Source organism: Micromonospora sp. KC207 (genome assembly GCF_004348615.1).
In the GTDB taxonomy this organism is placed as follows: domain Bacteria; phylum Actinomycetota; class Actinomycetes; order Mycobacteriales; family Micromonosporaceae; genus Micromonospora.
This window is the reverse complement of sequence record NZ_SMKJ01000593.1, coordinates 1-1,256: the sequence shown is the minus strand read 5'-3', so window position 1 is coordinate 1,256 and position 1,256 is coordinate 1. Positions and strand designations below refer to the sequence as shown.

Annotated in this window: 1 protein-coding gene; it reads left to right on the top strand. The window is 73.0% G+C overall.

Annotation, left to right across the window (positions count from 1 at the left end):
- Window positions 1–240: 240 nt before the first annotated feature.
- On the top strand, window positions 241–1,256 hold a 1,016-nt coding region (locus E1258_RS32700; protein ID WP_132407849.1), incomplete at its 3' end, for a PHB depolymerase family esterase.

Here is a 1,256-nt window from a genome sequence, read left to right as displayed (position 1 = left end):
GATGGGAGGCGATCCGGTGGCCGGGGACGGGGAGGACGGCACGCACCGGACGTTACCAACCGGACCTGGGCACGCCGGGGCGACACGGGCGCGGCGACCGTTGCCCGGCCGGCGACCGGCGGCGCACACGTCGACGGCCGTGAATGTGTGACCGGCGACCATGTCGGCGGAAGAAATGCGGACGTAACGTCACGGCAACTTGAAAGTGACTCAGTTCACAGTCCGCGACAGGAGGTCGCCGTGCGCCGCTCCACCACTCTGCTCACCCGGCTCGCCGGGGCGGTCGCCGGGGCCGCGCTCGCCGCGGCGGCCCTGGTCGCCGTCGCCGGGCCCGCCCGGGCCGCCACCCTCACCCAGGTCACCGGCTTCGGCACCAACCCCGGAAACCTCACCATGTACGCCTACCGCCCCGACGGCCTCCCGGCGGGCGCGCCCGCCGTCGTCCTGCTGCACGGCTGCACCCAGAACGCCGCCGGCTACGTCGCCAACTCCGGCTGGCAGAAGTACGCCGACCAGTGGAAGTTCGCCCTGATCGTGCCCCAGCAGTCCAGCGCCAACCAGGCGCTGAGCTGCTTCAACTGGTTCAGTGAGCAGGACATCGCCCGGGGGCGGGGCGAGGCGGCGTCGATCGCGGAGATGGTCGGGTACGCGAAGAGCACGTACGGCCTCGACGGCAGCCGGATCGCCATCAGCGGGCTGTCGGCGGGCGGGGCGATGGTCTCGGTGATGCTCGCCACGTACCCCGAGCTGTTCGCCGCCGGCTCGGTCATCGCCGGCGTGCCGTACCGCTGCTCCCCGCCGGCGCCCACCAGCACCTGCCAGTACAGCGGGGTCGACAGGTCCCCCGCCGCATGGGGCGATCTCGTCCGGGCCGCCTACCCCGGGTACGCCGGCCGCCGGCCCCGGGTGGCGATCTGGCACGGCACCGCCGACAGCAGCGTCGTGCCGGCCAACGCCGTCGAGTCGCGCGACCAGTGGACCAACGTGCTCGGCGTCGCGCAGACCCCCACCAGCACGGCGTCGCTGCCCGCCGGCACCGGCCTGGAGGTGTACGGCGACGACGCCGTCCGCCTCTACCGGGTCTCCGGGATGGGTCACGGCACCCCCGTCGACCCCGGCTCCGGCGTCGACCAGTGCGGCACCGCGACGTCGTACTTCCTCGACACCATCTGCTCGACGTACCGCGACGCGCTCTTCTTCGGCCTCGACGGCGGCGCGTCGCGGTACGTCGAGCAGATGGTGTCGAGGAAGTACGA